This window comes from Streptomyces atriruber (assembly GCF_001418325.1).
GTDB classification, from domain to species: domain Bacteria; phylum Actinomycetota; class Actinomycetes; order Streptomycetales; family Streptomycetaceae; genus Streptomyces; species Streptomyces atriruber.
Genome location: NZ_LIPN01000231.1, coordinates 1 through 15,643, shown reverse-complemented (window position 1 = coordinate 15,643; position 15,643 = coordinate 1). Strand labels below are relative to the sequence as shown.

Sequence of the window (15,643 nt, the reverse complement as noted above, 5' to 3'; positions counted from 1 at the left end):
GCTAGCGCTGGTCGAATCCACGCTGCTTGGTCCGCTCCAGCTCCACGGCCTCGTAGAGGGCCTTGATGTTCGCGCTGCCGAAGGTCGCGGCTCCCTGGCGCTCGATGACCTCGAAGAACAGGGTCTTCCGCGGGTGGGTCGAGGCGGTGAAGATCTGGAAGAGCCGCCCGTCGTGGTCCTCGTCCGCGAGGACGTGCGTCGAGCGGAGGTCGGCCAGCCGCTCCTCGCCGAGCGCCACGCGCCGGCCGAGCAGGTCGTAGTACGACGACGGGGTGCGCAGGAACGAGACGCCACGCCCGGACAGGGCCCGCACCGACCCCACCGCGTCCCGCGAGGAGAACGCCAGGTGCTGGACGCCCGCGCCCTGGTGCCCCTTGAGGAACTCGTCGATCTGGCCCGTGGCGGCCGAGGTGTCGGGCTCGATGAGGGTCAGCGTCACCGTGCCGGACCGGCTCTGCACGACCTTCGACTCCATGGCCTGCGTGCCGACGACGATGTGTTCCTCGAAGACGAACCGGAAGCCCAGGGCGTCGCGGTAGTACGCGACCATCGCGTCGAGGTCGCCCGCGGGCAGACAGACGGCGACGTGGTCGAGCTCCAACAGGCCGACCGCGTCGGGCTGTTCGGCGCCCGAGCCGGAGCTCTCGACCGGCACGTGACCGGCGGGCAGTCCCGCCTCTTCGCCCGGGGCGCGCCGGACGAGCGTGTGGACCAGGTCCCCGAACCCGCGGAGCGACCCGGGGACGGCGGGACGGTCCTGCGTCCGCGGCTGCGGGTGGCGGTGTGCGACGGCGCCGCGCGCGAGGGCCGCGTGGAAGGCCGCCTCCGGGTCGGCGGTGCGCAGCGCGATGTCCGCGACGCCGTCCCCGTGGGCCATCACGTAGGCGGACGCGGGATGCAGCTCGGACGTCGCCTGCGTCAGGACGAGCGTGATCCGCCCGTGCCGCACGGTGATGCCGCGGTGCTCCGCCGAGGTGCTGGTGCCGACCACCGTGAAGGCGTACCGGTCGGTCCAGTGGGCGGCCGCCGCGTCCACGTCCTCGACGTACATCTCCACGTAGTCGATGGAGAGATCGGCGAGCGGATCCGTTGATTCTGCTGATTCCGATAAATGCCTCATGGCTGTCTCCAGATCCGGAGATAAATGAGCTTCTGGACTCTACGATCCGATCTCGAATCTGGCCATGTGCGATATGGACGGCGGATTCGGTGTCCAAGTCGTGTGCTGTCCAATAGGTCGAGGGGGAAATGGAGGGCGCGCTCCCGCCCGTAAAATCGACGGGCCTTTCCGTTTATGGTCGGTGGCCTTTCGAACGGGTGATGACTAGTGATGCGCACCATGGCCGTCATCGGTACGGGCCTGATCGGCACCTCCGTCGCGCTGGCGGTGAGCCGGCGGGGCGTGACGGTGTTCCTGTCCGACCGCGACCCGGCCGCGGCCCGCACGGCTGCCGCCCTCGGCGCCGGACTGGCGAGCGCACCGGCGGCGCCGGTGGACCTGGCCGTCATCGCCGTCCCGCCCAGCCAGGTGGGCGCCGTGCTCGCCGAGGCGCAGGAGCGCGGGCTCGCCGACAGCTACACCGACGTGGCGTCGGTGAAGGCCGAGCTGGAGCGGGCCGCCCTGAGCCGCGCCCCCGACCCGCACCGCTATGTGGGCGGGCACCCGCTGGCGGGCCGGGAGCGCTCGGGCCCGCTCGCGGCCCGCGCCGACCTCTTCCGGGACCGCAACTGGGTGCTCACCCCTTCCCGGCTGGCCTCGGACGTCGCCTTCGACCGGGCCCTGGAGCTGGTCGCCCTGTGCGAGGCCGTCCCGGTGGTGATGCGCAGTCAGGACCACGATGCCGCGGTCGCGGTGACCTCCCACGTGCCGCACCTGATGGCCAGTCTGATGGCCGCGAGGCTGCGCGAGGGCCCGGCGGACCTGCCCAGCCTCGCCGGGCAGGGCCTGCGCGACGCCACCCGGATCGCGGGCGGCGACTCGCGGCTCTGGGGAGACATCCTGCAGGCCAACGCCCCGGCGATCGCCGGTGTCCTGAAGGACCTGCACACGGACCTCTCCCGCCTCGTACCGGCGCTGGACGCGCTCGCCAGGCCCGGCGGAAGCGAGCGCGACCACGGCATGCGCACGCTCGTGGACCTGCTCGACCGCGGCATCTCCGGGCTCGCTGAGATCCCGGACGCCAGGCCCGGCGCCTCGCCCGAGGACCCGCTGGTGCGGGTCTGTGTCGCGGACCGCCCCGGAGAACTGGCGCGGCTGCTCGCCGCGGTGGCGGAGCAGGGGGTCGCCGCGGACGACGTCCGTGTCGAGGGCGTGGACGTGTCGCGTGCCGACGGTGTGGACGCGTCGGGGTTCGCCGTACGCTTCAGCGTTCCGCCGCGCACGGCCGACCGGCTGGTGGCCGCGCTCGATGCCGAGGGCTGGGACGTCGTACGGGAACGGGACGGCGACCGGAGCCCCGGTGGGACGACGCTCGCGGGCACGGCTCGGTCCGGCCGTCGCCCACAGTGACCGCCGACGGGCGTGTTCAACCGTGTCCGTGCGTGTCCGCACGTGTCCGTGCCTGTCCAAGTGTGCGAACCGGCCGGTTGGACGCGTTGGTGGACCGTCGAGAACCGTGTGACTCTGAGCGACGGATGACCCTTTCCCGACAACTTCCGGACGCCTGGGAGACATTCATGCCGGAACAGACGGCCGACAGCCCCGCACACTCCGCGGGCGAAGGCGGCGCATCGGCCGCGAACCGCGAGGCGTTCGAACGCAGGGGACTGCGGCAGGGCGGCCGGGGGACCCCTGGGCCGCCCGACACCGCCGTGAAGATCCTCGGCCGTGTCTGGTCCGCTCCCCTGATCGTCGGGCCGCTCTCCGCACCGGCCAGGCCCGGCGGTGAGCTCGCCGTCGTCCGGGCCGCGGGCGCGGCCCAACTGCCCTGTGTGGTGGGCGCCTTCGCCGAGCGGACCTTCGCCGAGCTCGGTTCCGCCACCGATGTCCCGCCCTGGCTGCGCACCTACGCCTTCCGGGACCACGCCGCCGGACGACAGCTCGCCGCACGCGCCGAGGACGCCGGGTTCGGGGCCGTGCTTCTCGCGCTCGGCAGCCGCGACGACGTCCGCCTGAAGGTCGCGGCCCCCGCCAACCTGGCGCAGGAAGGGCCGTGGAGCGACGTACGCGACCTCCTCGACGCCCGCGCCGACTGGACCGACGTGGACCGCCTGCGCGCCGCCACCACCCTGCCGCTGCTCGTCGCCGGAGTGCGCACCGCGACCGACGCGCAGCGCGCCGTGGACAGCGGTGCCGACGGCATCGTGGTCACCTCCCTCGACGCGCTCCCCGGGATCGCGGAGACCGTGGCGGGCCGCTGCCCCGTCCTGCTGAGCGGCGGGATCCGGCGCGGCGCCGACGTGCTGACGGCGGTCGCCTCCGGGGCCGACGCGGTGTTCGCGGGCCGTCCTGTCCTGCACGGACTGCGGGCCGGCGGGCGCGCGGGAGTGGCCGAGGTGCTGGACGTCCTCGTCCGGGAGCTGGGGGCCGCGATGACGTTCACCGGCACCGCGACGGTCGCGGACATCGGCCCCGGCCTGGTCCGCACCGGACCCCGCCCGGCGGACGCGGCGGCGCCGCCGGTCGCGCGGCCGCTGCGCAGGACCGAACTGCACGCCAGCGTGTCCGACCCGGTCCTGGACACGATGACGTTCCTCAACGAGATCACCACCCGCTACCCGGAGGCGATCTCCTTCGCGCCGGGCCGCCCCTACGACGGCTTCTTCGACAGCGAGCAGATCTTCACCCATCTGCGCCGGTACCTGAACCACCTGGAGGAGCAGGGGAGTTCATCGCAGCAGGTGCGTACCGCCATGTACCAGTACGGGCCCACCGCGGGCCTGATCCGCGAGATCATCGCCGACTCGCTGCGCGCCGACGAGGACATCGACGTACCCGCCGAGTCCATCGTGGTGACGGTCGGCGCGCAGGAGGCCATGCTCCTCGTGCTGCGCGCCCTGATCACAGGACCCGACGACGTGCTCCTGGTCTCCAGCCCCTGCTACGTGGGCATCACCGGCGCCGCCCGCCTGCTGGACGTCGCTGTGACTCCCGTGGAGGAGCGGGAGGACGGCGTGTCCTGCGCGGACCTGGAGGCGGCGATCAGGAACGAGCGGGCCCGCGGACGCAGGCCCCGTGCCTTCTACGTCGTCCCCGACCACTCCAACCCGTCGGGGGCCACCATGGGCCCGCAGGCCCGCGCCGAGCTCCTCGAACTCGCCGCCCGGCACGGCATCCTGATCCTGGAGGACAGCCCCTACCGGCTGGTCAGCCCCGGGCCGCCGCTGCCGACGCTCAAGTCCCAGGACCGCGCGCACACGGTCGTCCACCTCGGCTCGTTCTCCAAGACGGTGTTCCCCGGCGCCCGCGTCGGCTTCGTGATCGCCGACCAGCCCGTCGTCGACGCGTCCGGCCGCACCGGACTGCTCGCGGACGACCTCGCCAGGATCAAGAGCATGGTGACGGTCAACACCTCGTCGCTCAGCCAGGCGGCCGTGGCGGGCACGCTCCTCGCGGCCGACGGCAGGGTCTCCGAGCTCAACAAGGCGGCGTCCGCGTACTACGGCGACGCCATGCGGGCCACGCTCAGGGAGCTAGACGCCCACCTGCCCGCGGAGCGGCGCGAGGCCCTGGGCGTGCGGTGGAACGAACCCACCGGAGGCTTCTTCCTCACCCTGCGGGTGCCCTTCCGCGCGGACAACGCCGCGCTGATCCGCTCGGCACAGGACTTCGGCGTCATCTGGACGCCGATGACGTACTTCCATCCCGGCGGAGGCGGCCTGCACGGCATCCGCCTGTCGACCAGCTATCTGACGCCCGCCCAGATCAAGGAGGGCGCCGCGCGGCTCGTGCGGTTCATCGAGTCCGAGAGCGCGCGCACCACCTGACGACACCTCGATGCGAGATACGAGAAGGGACAGGACCGTGAGCGGCACCAGGACCGGCACCGGCACCATGCAGCATCCGCGCAGCAAACCACGGATGTGGGGGTGGACCTTCCGATGACCACAGACATCGCACCGTCCGGCACACGCGACGACGTCCTGATGCCAGGGACCCTCGCCACGGCGGTCACCCGCCCCCGCATCGTCGGAGTGGGCACGGCCGTGACCGCCGCCTCCTACTCCCAGCAGGAAGTGCTCGACGCCTTCGGTATCACCGACCCCAAGGTGCGCTCGGTCTTCCTCAACAGCGCGATCGAGCGCCGCAACCTCACGCTTCCCCCGGAGGACCCCCACGGCCTCCGCACCCCCGAATCCCAGGGCGATCTGCTCGACAAGCACAAGGCACTTGCCCTGGAGATGGGCGGCGAGGCCCTGCGCGCCTGTCTGAAGGAAGCCGGGGCCGAACTCTCCGACCTCCGCCATCTGTGCTGTGTGACCTCCACCGGGCTGCTCGTGCCCGGCATCAGCGCCCTGCTGATCCGCGAACTGGGGATCGACCGCCACTGCTCGAGGACCGACATCGTCGGCATGGGCTGCAACGCGGGGCTCAACGCACTGGGTGTGGTGGCCGGCTGGTCAGCGGCCCACCCCGGCGAACTCGCCGTCGTGCTCTGCGTGGAGGCGTGCTCCGCGGCCTACGCGGTCGACTCGACGATGCGGACGGCGGTCGTGAACAGCCTGTTCGGCGACGGGGCGGCGGCCGTGGCCCTGATGACGGGCGAGAGCCCGGCTCTGTCCCCCGCGAAGGACGGGGCCCCTGCCGTCCTGAAGTTCGCGAGCTGCGTCATCCCCGAAGCGGTCGACGCCATGCGCTACGACTGGGACCGAGACCAGAGCAGGTTCAGCTTCTTCCTCGACCCGCAGATCCCGTACGTGGTGGGCGCGCACGCCGAGCTGGTCGTCGACCGGCTGCTGGCGGGCACCGGCCTGCGCAGGAGCGACATCCGCCACTGGCTGGTGCACTCCGGGGGCAAGAAGGTGATCGACGCGGTCGTGGTGAACCTCGGACTGACCCGCCACGACGTGCGCCACACCGTCGGCGTGCTGCGCGATCACGGGAACGTGTCCAGCGGCTCGTTCCTGTTCTCGTACGAACGCCTCCTCGAAGAGGGCGTCACACGGCCCGGGGAGTACGGAGTGCTCATGACCATGGGCCCGGGCTCCACGATCGAGACGGCGCTGATCCGATGGTGAGGACGGGCCGATGGTGAGGACCGACCGATGGTGAGGACGGAAGGGAACATGGAACCGCAACCTCTGTACGCACTGGAGCTGGACGGCTCCGATCCGCTGACGCCCACGCTCGTCAAGGCGGTCGGCGCCCTCTGCGACCGCACCGAGGACAGGGGAGGCCACCCCGTCGTGGCCGTCCACGTCACCGGTGCGCCGGACGGCGGCTGGGCCAAGGGCCTCGACGTCATGCTGGTCACCAAGTGGGAGCGGGTGCTGCGCCGCCTGGAGCGGCTGCCCGTGGCCACGGTCGCGGTGGCCCGCGGCGACTGCGGCGGAACCGCGCTCGAAGCCTTCCTCGCCGCGGACGTCCGTGTCGCGGCCCCGGACACCCGGCTGCTGCTCCCGCGCGACGCGACGGCGACCTGGCCCGGCATGGCGGGCTACCGCCTGGTCCGGCTCGCCGGGGTCGCCCGGATTCGCGGGGCGCTCCTGTTCGGACGCCCGGTGCGGGCCGCCGAGGCACTGGCGCTGGGGGTCGTGGACGAGGTGACGGATGATCCCGCGGCCGCGGTGTCGGCCGTGTCCGAGCTGGCCGGGGGACTGTCCGGCAAAGAGGTCGCGATCCGGCGGCAGTTGATGTTCGACGCCGCGACCACCGGTTTCGAGGACGCGCTCGGCGCGCACCTCGCGGCCTGCGACCGCGCCCTGCGCCAGGGCCCGGGACCGGAGGCGGCGGCCTCATGACGACGGTCCTGCCGGGGCAGCGGCCCACGCCCGAGCCCCGGAGCGGCTCCGTACGGGACCTCTGGGCCGATCTCGTCGCGTCCTCCGGAGCCCCGGCCCGCGTCGGGGAACTGGTGGCCGCCCTGCCTGAGCCGCCTGCGCGCACCCCTGGGCAGCGTGCCGCGATCGACGCGGCCAAGGACGCGGCGCGCGCACTGCGGGCCGCTTTCCTCGACGCGTCCGCGGACGCCGTGTACGACCTGCTGACCGCGGACCGCGCCGAGTCCCCGCGGATCGACGCACTCCTGGACGCCGCCGCCGTCGCGTTCCCGGGCCTTGTGCCCGGCGAGGACCTGCTCGCGGCCGAACGGAGCAGGCCGCAGGCGGCCAAGGAGGGGCACGAGATCGACCAGGGCATCTTCCTGCGGGCCGTGCTCCGCTCGGCGGCCGCGGGATCGCATCTGCTCGACGCCATGCTCCGGCCCACTCCCCGCGCCCTGGGGCTCCTCGACGAGTTCCGTCGTACCGGCGTGGTGGAGATGGAGTCGGTGCGCGTCGAGCGGGGCGGGGATGGCGTGGCACGGCTGACCATGTGCAGGGACGACTGCCTGAACGCCGAGGACGTCCGCCAGGTCGACGACATGGAGACCGCCGTCGACCTCGCGCTGCTCGACCCGGCCGTCCGGGTCGGGCTGGTGCGCGGCGGGCGGATGAGCCATCCGCGCCATCGCGGCCGTCGCGTGTTCAGCGCGGGCATCAACCTCAAGAGCCTCAGCGCGGGCGACATCCCGCTGGTCGGCTTCCTGCTGCGCCGCGAGCTCGGCTACCTCCAGAAGCTCGTGCGCGGCGTCAGGACCGACCACCCCGGGCAGTGGCAGTCACCCCTCGTGGAGAAGCCGTGGGTCGCCGCCGTCGACGGATTCGCCATCGGCGGCGGCACCCAGATCCTGCTGGTCTGCGATCACGTGCTCGCCGCGTCGGACGCCTACCTCAGCCTCCCCGCGGCGAAGGAGGGGATCATCCCCGGCGTCGCCAACTTCCGGTTCGGGCGGTACGTGGGGCCGCGCCTGTCCCGGCAGGTCATCCTGGAGGGCCGCAGGATCAGGGCGGCCGAGCCCGACGCGCGGCTGCTCGTCGACGAGGTCGTGGAGCCCGACGAGATGGACGCCGCCGTCGAGGCGAGCCTGGCGCGGCTCGACGGCGACGCGGTGCTCGCCAACCGCCGGATGCTGAACCTCGCGGAGGAACCGCCCGACGCGTTTCGCGCGTACATGGCGGAGTTCGCGCTCCAGCAGGCCCTGCGCATCTACGGCCAGGACGTCATCGACAAGGTCGGCCGGTTCGCCGCGGCCTCGCCGAGCGCAGGGTGAGGGGGACAGCACGATGCCGATCGCCCGGATCAACGGGACCTGTCTCGGCTACGACGAGTACGGCACCGGAGAGCCGGTCGTCATGGTCACCGGCACCGGTGCCCCCGGCCGCATGTGGCGGACCCACCAGGTGCCCGCCCTCACCGTCGCCGGCTACCGCGTGATCACCCTCGACAACCGGGGCATCCCGCCGAGCGATCCGTGCCCCGAGGGGTTCACGCTCGCCGACATGGTCGCGGACGTCGCGGGGCTCATCGAGCACCTGGGGGAAGGGGCGTGCCGGGTCGTGGGCTACTCGCTCGGGGCGATAGCGGTCCAGGAACTCCTGCTCGCCCGCCCCGATCTCGTCCACCAGGCCGTCCTGATGGCGACGAGCGGCCGCACCGACGCCCTGACCGCCGCGATGACCGCCGCCGACATGGAACTCAGCGACGCCGGGAGCAAACTCCCGCCCCGCTTCGCCGCCTATGTGCAGGCCCTGCAGAACCTCTCCCCGCGCACGCTCAACGACGAGGAGCGCCTGCGGGACTGGCTGGCCGTCTTCGAGATGTCGGCCGTGGACGTGTCGGGCGTACGCGGCCAGCTGGAGCTGCAACTCGTCCCCGACCGGCTGACCGCGTACCGGCGCATCACCAGCCGCTGTCTGGTCATCGGGTTCCAGGACGACCTCGTCATCCGCCCGCACCTGTCCCGCGAGGTCGCGGAGAGCATTCCCGGCAGCAGCTACACGGAGATCCCGGGCTGCGGTCACTACGGATATCTGGAGAGGCCCGCGGTCGTGAATTCCGCGATCACCGGATTCTTCGCGGGGCGAAGCCCGCACATTTCGCAGTGACCTTTCGCGGTGAACAACCCGCTTTCTGGACGGACTTGTCGGCCGCGGAACCGCCCGGATAGCGTGAAACGCATCCTGACGACTGCCGACGGAAATTGATCGGAGTGGTTATGCCGAACCCGTTCGACGACGAAAACGGCACGTTCCTGGTTCTCGTCAACGACGAGAACCAGCATTCGCTCTGGCCCGCGTTCGCCGAAGTCCCGGCCGGCTGGAAGGCCGTGTTCGGAGAGGACACGCGCAAGGCCTGCCTGGACTACATCGAGGAGAACTGGACGGACATGCGTCCCAAGAGCCTCATCGACGAGATGGACAAGTTCGAAGCCGCGGGCTGAACGCACCCCGACCGTAACGACAACGAAAACAGGAGGTTTTCGTGGCCATGATCGGCGGCCCGGGGCCGGTACTGATGCGGGGGATGGGTCCCGACGAGGCGGTGACCAAGCAGAAGATCAAGCGTGGCACGGCCAAGCGAATCCTCCCCTATACGAAACCGTATCGCTTCAACATAGGCGTTCTCCTGGTCGTCACCGTGCTCAACGCATGCAACGTGGTGGCCACTCCCATTCTCTTCAAGTACCTCATCGACGACGGCATCGTCGCCCGGGACACCTCGGTGGTCGTGTGGATCTCCGTCGCGGTCGCCGCGCTCGCCCTGGTGAGCACCGTCTTCGGCTTCGCGGAGGCCTGGTACTCGGGCCGGGTCAGCGAGGGGCTCATCTACGACCTGCGCACCAAGATCTTCGACCATGTGCAGCGGCAGCCGCTGGCGTTCTTCACCCGCGCCCAGACCGGGTCCCTCGTCAGCCGCCTCAACACCGACGTCGTCGGCGCCCAACAGGCGGTCACGGCACTGCTGTCCACGGTGGTGTCCGCCGGGCTGACCCTGATGCTGGTCCTCGGCGCGATGTTCTACCTCTCCTGGGTGGTCACCCTGGTCTCCCTCGTGGTGATCCCGCTCTTCATCCTGCCGGGCCGAGTCGTGGGCCGCAGGCTGCAGCGGATCATGCGCGAGCACATGCAGGTCAACGCCGAGGTCGGCTCGTTCATGAACGAGCGCTTCAACGTGACCGGCGCCCTGCTCGCCAAGCTGTACGGCCGCCCCGCCAACGAGACCGGCATGTTCTCCCGGCTGGCCCGCAAGGGACGCGACCTGGGGGTTCTGACCTCCGTCTACGGGAAGATGCTCTTCCTGACGATGACGCTCGTCGGCGCCGTCGCCACCGCTCTCGTGTACGGCATCGGCGGCTCCCTCGTCATCGAGGGCACGTTCCAGATCGGCACCCTGGTGGCGCTCGCGACCCTGCTCACGCGGCTGATGGGCCCGATCAACCAGCTCTCCAGCGCCCAGACGAGCGTACTGACCGCCCTGGTCAGCTTCGACCGGCTCTTCGAGATCCTCGACCTGAAGCCGCTGATCTCCGAGAAGCCGGACGCGGCGCCCCTGCCCGCCGCATCGGCCACGGCGGCCGCCGACGGAAGCCGCACGGCCCCGGAGATCACCTTCGAGAACGTCTCGTTCCGCTACCCGAAGGCCGCGGACGTCTCGCTCGCCTCCCTGGAGTCCATCGCCCTGCCCGCACAGGAGCGCACCCAGAACACCTGGACCCTGCGCGACCTGACCTTCACCGTGCCCGCCGGCAAACTCACCGCGCTGGTCGGCGCGTCGGGCGCGGGCAAGACCACCATCACCCACCTGGTGCCGCGCCTCTACGACCCGGTCGAAGGCGTCATCCGGATCGGCGGCCACGACATCCGTGACGTCACGCTGCAGTCGCTGAACGAGACCGTCGGCATGGTCACGCAGGACGCGCACCTCTTCCACGCGACCATCCGCGACAACCTCACCTACGCACGGCCGGACGCCACCGAGCAGGAACTGATCGAAGCGTGCAGGGCGGCGCAGATCTGGGACCTGATCGAATCGCTGCCCGACGGCTTCGACACCGTGGTCGGCGACCGCGGCTACCGCTTCTCCGGCGGCGAGAAGCAGCGTGTCGCGATGGCACGGCTGCTGCTCAAGGCCCCGCCCATCGTCGTGCTCGACGAGGCCACCGCGCACCTCGACTCGGAGTCCGAGGCGGCCCTCCAACGGGCCCTGAAATCCGCGCTCAGGGGCCGCACCTCCTTGGTGATCGCCCACCGCCTGTCCACCATCAGGGACGCCGACCAGATCCTGGTCGTCGACAAGGGCCGGGTCCAGGAGCGCGGCACGCACGAGGAACTCATGCAACTGGACGGCGTGTACGCGGAGTTGTACCGCACGCAGTTCTCCCGTCAGCCCTCCGACAACGGAGACGCCCCCGTGCCCGAGCCGGTCGGCGGCCCGCACGGCCCGGGACCGGTCCTGACCGGCGGGCCCGGCGGCCCGATGCCGGGCGGCCCGCACGGCGCCTTCCCCGGCGGACCGGGCGTCTTCCTGGCCGGTCCCGGCGGTCCCGGCGGCCCTGGGGGACCCGGCGGACCGGGGGGCCCGGGCCCGCACGGCCACCGCGGCCCCGGACCGGGCGGCCCGCCACCGCCCGGCCACGGATGACACGAGCCCTGCCCTCCCACGGCATCCGCGACGCGGCACCCCGCGTCGCGGATGCCGTTCCGCCGCACCGGTCCCGTCCGGGCGCCCCGCCGGTAGGCTGAACCGGGGCGGCGGGCTGTGACCACTGTGTGACCCCCGCTCGGAGATCCTGTCAGCCATGATCCATCGGGGGGTGGGGCTGTGAGGGTGCTGGTGGTCGAGGACCAGGCCGAACTGGCGGATTCCGTGGCCAGAGTGCTGCGCAGGGAAGGCATGGCCGTCGACGTCGTCTACGACGGAGAGGGCGCGCTGGAGCGCGCGTCGGTCGTCGACTACGACGTGGTGGTGCTCGACCGCGACCTCCCCACCGTGCACGGCGACGAGGTCTGCGGAGCCCTGATGGCGGAGCCCGCCCGCACGCGAGTCCTCATGCTCACGGCGTCCGGAACCATCGCGGACCGTGTGGAAGGGCTCAGCCTCGGCGCCGACGACTACCTCCCCAAGCCCTTCGCGTACGCCGAACTGGTCGCGCGCATCCGGGCGGTGGCCCGCCGCGCCCAGCCCGCCGTCCCACCGGTCCTCGTCCGCGGGGACCTGCGGCTCGACCCCGCCCAGCGGATCGCGACCCGGGCCGGGCGGCGACTGGCCCTCACCCCCAAGGAGTTCTCGGTCCTCGAACACCTGCTGGCCGCCCGGGGCCGTGTCGTCTCGGCCGAGGAACTCCTGGAACGGGTGTGGGACGAGGCGACCGATCCGTTCACGACGACGGTCAAGGCGACCATCAACCGGCTGCGGCCGAAGCTCGGTTCCCCACCGGTCATCGAGACCGTGCCCCGCGGCGGATACCGGATCTGACGATGTGAGATGCGAGATGTGAAGCGAGATGCCGATGCGTCTGCGTAGCGCGGCCCGCGCCGCCCTGTTCCGAGCCGGACTCGTCTCCCGCCTCGTGCCCCGACGGGTCCGCATGCGGCTCACCCTGCTGTACGGCCTGCTGTTCGTCGTCTCCGGTGCCGTCCTGCTCACGATCACCTATCTGCTGGTCAACCGCCCCACCAACACGGTCCTCGTCAGCCGCCGGGGAGGATCCGGCTCACCCGGCGACGCGGGCGTCCACATGTACACGGGCGACGAGGTGCCGGGATCGGTCGACAGCTTCGCCCGCGCCCAGCAACAGCAGGCGGTGCGTCAGCACGCCGCCGAGATGCAGCACCTGCTGACCCAGTCGGGCATCGCCCTCGCGATCATGGCGGTCATCGCCATAGGCCTCGGCTGGCTGGTCGCGGGGCGGGTACTGCGCCCCCTGCGCACCATCACCACCACCGTCCAGCGCATCTCCGCGCACAACGTGCACGAACGGCTCGGCGTCGAAGGCCCCGGCGACGAACTGAAGGACCTGGCCGACACCGTCGACGGCCTCCTCGGCCGCCTCGAAGCGGCCCTGGACTCCCACAAACGGTTCGTGGCCAACGCGGCACACGAACTGCGCACCCCCCTGACCGTGGAACACGCGCTCCTGGAGGAGGCCCTGATCGACCGTGAGGCCACCGTGGACTCCTTCCGGTCCAACTTCGAGCGCCTCCTGACCCTCAGCGAACAGCAGGCCCGCCTCCTGGAGTCGCTCCTGACCCTGTCCGGCAGCGAACGCGGCCTCGACCGCAGGGAGCCGCTCGACCTCGCCGAGCTGACCGGCAACGTGCTGCTCGGCACCCGCCAGGAGGCCGAACGCAGGGAACTGCGGGTCGAGGCGCACACCACCCCCGCGTGCATCTGGGGCGACGGCGCCCTCGTCGAACGCCTCGTCGCCAACCTCGTGGACAACGCCATGGGGTACAACGTGCCCGACGGGTGGGTGACGGTCGTGACCGGCGTACGCGGCGGGCACGCCTTCGTGCGCGTCGCCAACACGGGCCCGCAGATCCCGGCCGCGGGAGTGAGCCGCCTCTTCGAGCCGTTCCAGCGCATCGGCCGCACGGCCGACAACGGACACCACGGACTCGGCCTGTCGATCGTGCGCTCCATCGCCGCGGCCCACGACGCGACCCTCAACGCGCACGCACGGCCGCAGGGCGGACTCGTCGTCGAGGTCGGCTTTCCCCTGCGCACGACGACGGCTCCACTGCCGGACCGGCCCGCGGTAACCGTCACCGCGACACACGACGTCGCCCCCCGCCCCCTGAGCGCTGCCCCGGAATGGAAATACCCGGGAATGCCCACCGCGGACTGTCGCGCCCATTCCTCCCACGGCCATAGCATCTAATTCTCCGCGCGAGGCCCCGCGCATGCCCATCTCTCCGTCCAAGTGCGAAAACTGCGCGGTTGGACGGAGGGCGCCACGCACTGGACAGCCGTACGGCGCGGACAGCCGCAATGGCCCGGAAAGACGGAACAGCCGAGGGAATGCGCTCGGCCAGGGGGAATGATGAACGGCAACGCTGCTCGTACTCTGCCCCTCCTGGACGCTCAGGAGGGAATCTGGCTGGCGCAACGCGTGACGGGCTCACGCCGGTCGTACAGCGTCGGCCAGTACGTCGAGATATTCGGGCCCGTGCAAACAGACGTATTCGAGCGCACGCTGCGGCAGTTGACGGACGAGACGGAAATACTGCACGCACGATTCGAGGACGACGACGCGGGCGTACCCCGGATGGCTTTCCCCGCCCGGGAAATCCGGGACCGGGAGAGCGCACCGTGCGTCGACTTCCAGGATCTCACCGCGCAGGACGACCCGAAGCAGGCCGCCGAAGCGTGGATGAGGGCGGAGCTCGACCAGGAGATCCCCGCACACGCCCACCGCCTCTTCTCGCACGCCCTCTTCCGTCTGGCCCCCGACCACCACATCTGGTACCAGCGCTACGACCACCTCCTGATGGACTCCTTCGGCTGCTCGCTGCTCGCCCGTCGGGCCGCGGACGTCTACACGGCACTCCTCACCGGCCGGTCCCTCGCCCCGGCGGAACACGCGTCCCTGCACGCGCTGATGGAGGCGGAGGCCGCCCACCGCACCTCGGAACGCCACGAGGCCGACCGGCGGTACTGGCACGAGCGTTTCGCGGACCGACCGGACCTGACCGGCATCCCGGGCCACAGCACCCACGGGCCGAGCGGGGCCGACGGGACGGGCGACACACCTGGGCCTGGCGGGGTCCTGCGGGAGACCGGCCACCTGCCACCCCGCGCCGTCGCGGCCCTGCGCGCGGCGGCCGCCCGCGCCGAGGTGAGCTGGCCACGCCTCGTCGTCGCGGCGGTCGCCGCTTTCGTCGGCAGGCTGGGCGGTACGGACGAGGCCGTCCTGAGCCTGCCCGTCACGGGACGCACCGGCGAACAGGCGCGGCGTACGCCCTGCACGATGGCGAACATCCTCCCGCTCCGCCTCCCCGTGACCCCGGCCACGAGTCTGCTGGACCTGGCACGGACGACAGCCCGGGAGATCGACGGGCTCATCGAGCACCAGGCCCTGCGAGGAGAGCGACTGCGCCGCGAACTCACCTGGCCGTCGGGCGACCGCTGGCACTTCGGGCCGTACGTGAACGTCATGCCGAAGGCCGGCGAAACCCTGTCGTTCGGCGGTCGCCGGGCCGTGGTGCGCGACCTTTCGAGCCGCCGCGTCGAAGAGTTCGGCGTACTGGTGAGTGGCGTGTCGGAGGACCAGGCCATGGAGATCACCTTCGAGGCCAACTCCGCCCTCTACGACCGCGCTTGGCTCCGCGCGAGCCACCGTGCCTTCCTGCGCTTCCTGGAGAGCCTGACGGCCGACCCCTCGCAGCCGGTGGGCGGAGCACCACTGCTCGCCCCGGCCGAACGCGCCCGGGTGGTGGACGCATGGAACGCCACCGCACGGCCGGTGGTGGCGGACTCGGTACCGAAGCTGCTGGCCCGGCACCTGGCCTGGTCGTCGGACGCGGTGGCAGTGGACGACGGCGAACGCACCATGACATACGGCGAGTTGGACCGGGCGGCCGGTCGTCTGGCCTCGCATCTCGCGGACGTGGGAGTGGCGCGCGGCGACCGCGTAGCGGTCGTGATGGAACGTTCCGTCGATCT

General features: G+C 71.6%; 12 protein-coding genes. 11 read left to right on the top strand and 1 reads right to left on the bottom strand.

Annotated features, from left to right (window positions below; all coding sequences use genetic code 11):
• Position 1 precedes the first annotated feature (1 nt).
• The gene (gene hppD / locus AOK03_RS23655) at positions 2 to 1,120 is read right to left on the bottom strand and encodes a 4-hydroxyphenylpyruvate dioxygenase (protein WP_055567343.1); all 1,119 of its coding nucleotides are present in this window, start codon (positions 1,118 to 1,120) and stop codon (positions 2 to 4) included.
• Between the two features lie 210 nt (positions 1,121 to 1,330).
• Between hppD and AOK03_RS23650 the strand changes: the two genes are divergently transcribed.
• The 11 genes from AOK03_RS23650 to AOK03_RS23600 all read left to right on the top strand — a co-directional run.
• Positions 1,331 to 2,509: a prephenate dehydrogenase gene (locus AOK03_RS23650; protein WP_063792557.1), complete on the top strand. Its 1,179-nt coding sequence runs from the start codon at positions 1,331 to 1,333 to the stop codon at positions 2,507 to 2,509.
• A 125-nt stretch (positions 2,510 to 2,634) separates the two neighbouring features.
• Positions 2,635 to 4,926, top strand: coding sequence for an aminotransferase class I/II-fold pyridoxal phosphate-dependent enzyme (locus AOK03_RS41155; RefSeq protein WP_425264402.1), 2,292 nt, complete (start codon positions 2,635 to 2,637; stop codon positions 4,924 to 4,926).
• Between the two features lie 114 nt (positions 4,927 to 5,040).
• Positions 5,041 to 6,177 (top strand): 3,5-dihydroxyphenylacetyl-CoA synthase DpgA, encoded by a 1,137-nt coding sequence (gene dpgA / locus AOK03_RS23640; protein WP_055567356.1) that lies wholly within the window; start codon positions 5,041 to 5,043, stop codon positions 6,175 to 6,177.
• Positions 6,178 to 6,225: 48 nt separating this feature from the next.
• The gene (gene dpgB / locus AOK03_RS23635) at positions 6,226 to 6,900 is read left to right on the top strand and encodes an enoyl-CoA-hydratase DpgB (RefSeq protein WP_055567342.1); all 675 of its coding nucleotides are present in this window, start codon (positions 6,226 to 6,228) and stop codon (positions 6,898 to 6,900) included.
• Positions 6,897 to 8,249 carry a (3,5-dihydroxyphenyl)acetyl-CoA 1,2-dioxygenase DpgC gene (gene dpgC, locus AOK03_RS23630; protein WP_055567341.1) on the top strand — a complete coding sequence of 451 codons (1,353 nt, stop codon included), beginning with the start codon at positions 6,897 to 6,899 and terminating at the stop codon, positions 8,247 to 8,249. The genes dpgB and dpgC overlap by 4 nt, the downstream gene beginning before the upstream one ends.
• Before the next feature lie 13 nt (positions 8,250 to 8,262).
• A complete protein-coding gene (locus tag AOK03_RS23625; protein WP_055567340.1) occupies positions 8,263 to 9,084 on the top strand; it encodes an alpha/beta fold hydrolase in 822 nt (273 codons plus the stop codon).
• Between the two features lie 110 nt (positions 9,085 to 9,194).
• Complete coding sequence (locus AOK03_RS23620) at positions 9,195 to 9,419, top strand: MbtH family protein (protein WP_055567339.1); 225 nt, start codon at positions 9,195 to 9,197, stop codon at positions 9,417 to 9,419.
• Positions 9,420 to 9,466: 47 nt separating this feature from the next.
• Positions 9,467 to 11,620, top strand: a complete 2,154-nt coding sequence (locus AOK03_RS23615; protein ID WP_055567355.1) for an ABC transporter ATP-binding protein — start codon at positions 9,467 to 9,469, stop codon at positions 11,618 to 11,620.
• 180 nt (positions 11,621 to 11,800) lie between these two features.
• Complete coding sequence (locus AOK03_RS23610) at positions 11,801 to 12,454, top strand: response regulator transcription factor (RefSeq protein ID WP_055567338.1); 654 nt, start codon at positions 11,801 to 11,803, stop codon at positions 12,452 to 12,454.
• Between the two features lie 34 nt (positions 12,455 to 12,488).
• Positions 12,489 to 13,859, top strand: coding sequence for a sensor histidine kinase (locus AOK03_RS23605; RefSeq protein ID WP_079074917.1), 1,371 nt, complete (start codon positions 12,489 to 12,491; stop codon positions 13,857 to 13,859).
• A gap of 159 nt (positions 13,860 to 14,018) precedes the next feature.
• Positions 14,019 to 15,643, top strand: a 1,625-nt coding sequence (locus AOK03_RS23600; protein WP_157869051.1) for a condensation domain-containing protein, incomplete at its 3' end; no start/stop codon positions are given.

What these genes read in the sequence shown, in the direction of transcription:
- dpgB (WP_055567342.1), top strand. Translation starts at nt 6,226, where the DNA reads ATGGAACCGCAACCTCTGTACGCACTGGAGCTGGACGGCTCCGATCCG.
- AOK03_RS23625 (WP_055567340.1), top strand. Translation starts at nt 8,263, where the DNA reads ATGCCGATCGCCCGGATCAACGGGACCTGTCTCGGCTACGACGAGTAC.
- hppD (WP_055567343.1), bottom strand. Translation starts at nt 1,120, where the DNA reads ATGAGGCATTTATCGGAATCAGCAGAATCAACGGATCCGCTCGCCGAT.
- AOK03_RS23615 (WP_055567355.1), top strand. Translation starts at nt 9,467, where the DNA reads ATGATCGGCGGCCCGGGGCCGGTACTGATGCGGGGGATGGGTCCCGAC.
- AOK03_RS23650 (WP_063792557.1), top strand. Translation starts at nt 1,331, where the DNA reads ATGCGCACCATGGCCGTCATCGGTACGGGCCTGATCGGCACCTCCGTC.
- dpgA (WP_055567356.1), top strand. Translation starts at nt 5,041, where the DNA reads ATGACCACAGACATCGCACCGTCCGGCACACGCGACGACGTCCTGATG.
- dpgC (WP_055567341.1), top strand. Translation starts at nt 6,897, where the DNA reads ATGACGACGGTCCTGCCGGGGCAGCGGCCCACGCCCGAGCCCCGGAGC.
- AOK03_RS41155 (WP_425264402.1), top strand. Translation starts at nt 2,635, where the DNA reads ATGACCCTTTCCCGACAACTTCCGGACGCCTGGGAGACATTCATGCCG.
- AOK03_RS23620 (WP_055567339.1), top strand. Translation starts at nt 9,195, where the DNA reads ATGCCGAACCCGTTCGACGACGAAAACGGCACGTTCCTGGTTCTCGTC.
- AOK03_RS23605 (WP_079074917.1), top strand. Translation starts at nt 12,489, where the DNA reads ATGCGTCTGCGTAGCGCGGCCCGCGCCGCCCTGTTCCGAGCCGGACTC.